Below are 3,217 nucleotides of genomic sequence, written 5' to 3'. Positions count from 1 at the left end.
TCATAAACAGCTTCTAATTCAGTATGGAACAATCTTAACACCAACTTACTGAAACGCTCACTTTCGAGGGTCAACCACTTGTCCAGCTCGTTTGAAGGAATTCTGTTGGTATATACGGTTTCTTCGTGCCAGGTCCAGGCGTTGGTGCCTTGTGCGCCCAAAGCACTCACCATTTTGTCATACTCATTGGCTACAGAAATTTTGGATGCTTCCTGCGAAATACTGTCTATGGTCCTGTAAATGGCCTTTTTCTTATCAGGGTCTTGCTCGGCTTTGTGTTGCTCATACAAATCTGAAATCTTTTCAAGAAGGACTTTTTCAGCTTCCCATTCTTGGGTTCCGATTTTATCGGTGCCTTTAAACACCATATGCTCCAGGTAGTGAGCAAGCCCTGTGTTATCAGCCGGGTCATAAACCGAACCGGCTCTAACAGCAATATACGTCTGGATTTTAGGCTCGTCGTTGTTTTTGCTTAGGTAGACTTTCAGTCCGTTGTCAAGGGTGTACAATCTTAAGCCCGTGGGGTCATTTTCAACAACTTCATAAGTGAAGCCGTTAGCGTCAGTGTGTGTGGCAATAAATTTTTCACCACCTTGTTTTTTACAGCTTTGAAGCGAAATAAATGCTACAACTGTCATCATTAGTAAAACTTTGTTCATTGTATATTTGGTTATTAATTACAAATAAAAAATCCGTTAGCTAATGTAAACCAACGGATTATATTTTAAAATAGTATTCAATTTACTATTTATGCTAAAAGTTCCGCAACCCTTTTACCAATTTCTGCAGGAGAATCCACAACGTGAATGCCGTGCTCTCTCATGATTTTCTTTTTTGCGGCAGCAGTATCTTCGCTTCCACCCACAATGGCACCTGCGTGGCCCATTGTTCTTCCTGCAGGAGCAGTTTCACCGGCAATAAAACCAACTACGGGTTTTTTGCTTCCGCTTTCTTTGTACCATTGTGCAGCGTCTGCTTCCAACTGACCTCCAATTTCGCCAATCATTACGACACATTCGGTTTCATCATCATTGATAAGCAGTTCAAGTGCTTCTTTGGTTGTGGTTCCGATGATGGGGTCACCTCCAATTCCGATAGCGGTGGTAATACCCAAACCTTGTTTCACTACCTGGTCTGCAGCTTCATAGGTTAGGGTCCCTGATTTTGAAACCAGACCCACAGTTCCTTTTTTGAAAACAAAGCCGGGCATGATTCCGACTTTGGCTTCATCGGGAGTAATCACTCCGGGGCAGTTTGGTCCAACAAGCCTGCAATCTCTATTTTTAATGTAAGCAGCTGTTTTAATCATATCTGCCACGGGAATACCTTCAGTAATTGTAATGATTACTTTAATTCCTGCATCGGCAGCTTCCATAATGGCATCGGCGGCAAAGGCCGGTGGAACAAAAATGATGGATGTGTCGGCACCGGTTTTTTCCACAGCTTCTGAAACGGTGTTGAAAACAGGTTTGTCCAGGTGAGTTTGACCTCCTTTTCCCGGAGTTACTCCACCAACAACATTGGTTTCGTATTCAATCATTTGTCCGGCATGAAACGTGCCTTCACTACCTGTAAATCCTTGGACGATGATTCTGGAATTTTTATTGACTAAAACGCTCATTGAGTATATTTTTTTGAATTCGACTGCAAAAATAAACTTTTATAACGAGTATAAAAATTATACTTTCACTCTGTGATAGGATTTTTGTGTATCGTCTTTATCTGTCACCGGCTGACTAATTTGATAGCCTTTGTATAGCTTGTCGTCCTTGACTTCCCAAATGGTTATGAAATAGGCAATCCCGAGCTCTTCATCGGGGTTTTCAACTGTGCGGATGTAGTATTTGTAGCGTGCAGTAACAAAATTGTCGTCCCTGAGCAGGTGGCTCAATTCGATGCGTATATCAGCATAACTTTTTCTCACCTCGCCAAAGAAGTTCACCATATCGTCATAGTTTAAAATAGAAAGTCCGTCTGTGGTGCTGTTCCAGATTAAAGTAAGCTCCGGATGAAAATATATTTCAGCAATATCAGTTTCTTTGACAAAATTTGAATCGTAAAAAGCCTTGACAAGTTTTTTGGCGTTCATGGGGTTATGAGTTATTTCTTGAGATTTTTGATGTCGTCCAGTATATTTGGGATCAGTTTTATGGATGCAATTTCTTTGTATTTACTTCTAAAATCATCTGCCGGTGTTCCAAAATAGGACTTACCTCCTTCCAGTGATTTACTAACGCCTGATTGTGCTGAAATCACCGCTTTTTTTCCAATGGTAATCCCGCTGGTAACCCCAACTTGTCCCCAAATGGTGACTTCATCTTCTATGACCACACAACCGGCGATTCCTGTTTGTGAGGCAATGAGGCATTTTTTTCCGATTAAAGTGTCGTGTCCCACGTGCACCTGATTATCGATTTTAGTGCCCTTTCCAATTGTCGTATCACCTGTAACGCCTTTGTCTATTGTACAGGCTGCGCCTAAGTCCACATTGTCTTCAATCACTACCCTTCCGCCGCTAATGAGCTTGTCAAAACCTTCAGGGCGATTCTTGTAGTAAAAAGCATCAGAACCTACTACCGTCCCTGCGTGGATGGTAACATTGTTGCCGATGATGGTGTTGTCATAAATGGTGACATTGGGATGAATCAGACAATTTTTTCCGATTTTCACATGGTTTCCGATAAATACATTGGGTTGAATAACTGTCCCTTCGCCTATGGATGCTGATGGGGAAATACTTTCCTTTGAAGCAATAAACGGATTGAAATGAATGGTAAGCTTATTAAAATCCCTGAAAGGGTCGTCTGAAATCAGCAGTGCTTTTCCTTCCGGACACTCTACTTCCTTGTTGATTAGAACAATAGTCGCAGCCGATTTTAATGCTTTTTCGTAATATTTAGGATGATCTACAAACACGATATCACCGGGTTCCACCACGTGAATTTCATTCATTCCCAATACGGGGAACTCGGCGTGTCCCACATAATCACAGTTTAAGATTCTAGCGATGTCTTCGAGTGTTTGTGGCGGATTGAATTTCATAGTAGTTTACGAATCAAAATATTATTCTTTTACCCTCTCTTTATAAGTTCCTTTATCGGTTTCAATTTTAATTTTGTCGCCTTCATTGATGAATAAGGGTACATTCACTATGGCACCGGTTTCAACTGTTGCCGGTTTTGTGGCATTTGTAGCTGTGTTGCCTTTCATGCCCGGC

Annotated in this window: 4 protein-coding genes and 1 pseudogene; all 5 read right to left on the bottom strand. The window is 41.6% G+C overall.

The genetic code is table 11. The annotated features are described in order from the left end of the window. On the bottom strand, positions 1 to 659 hold a 659-nt coding region (locus AC6F75_RS07730; RefSeq protein ID WP_500714404.1), incomplete at its 3' end, for an insulinase family protein. Positions 660 to 748: 89 nt separating this feature from the next. Further along, positions 749 to 1,621, bottom strand: coding sequence for a succinate--CoA ligase subunit alpha (sucD, locus tag AC6F75_RS07725; protein WP_500714403.1), 873 nt, complete (start codon positions 1,619 to 1,621; stop codon positions 749 to 751). A 57-nt stretch (positions 1,622 to 1,678) separates the two neighbouring features. Next, positions 1,679 to 2,089: a nuclear transport factor 2 family protein gene (locus AC6F75_RS07720; RefSeq protein WP_500714401.1), complete on the bottom strand. Its 411-nt coding sequence runs from the start codon at positions 2,087 to 2,089 to the stop codon at positions 1,679 to 1,681. An 11-nt stretch (positions 2,090 to 2,100) separates the two neighbouring features. Beyond that, the gene (locus AC6F75_RS07715; protein ID WP_500714400.1) at positions 2,101 to 3,042 is read right to left on the bottom strand and encodes a UDP-3-O-(3-hydroxymyristoyl)glucosamine N-acyltransferase; all 942 of its coding nucleotides are present in this window, start codon (positions 3,040 to 3,042) and stop codon (positions 2,101 to 2,103) included. A gap of 21 nt (positions 3,043 to 3,063) precedes the next feature. Beyond that, positions 3,064 to 3,217, bottom strand: a pseudogene (locus AC6F75_RS07710) (elongation factor P); the annotation flags it as partial.

It is taken from the genome of Planktosalinus sp. (assembly GCF_059864935.1).
The sequence above is the reverse complement of the archived record's forward strand: the minus strand, read 5'-3'. Positions and strand labels throughout refer to the sequence as shown.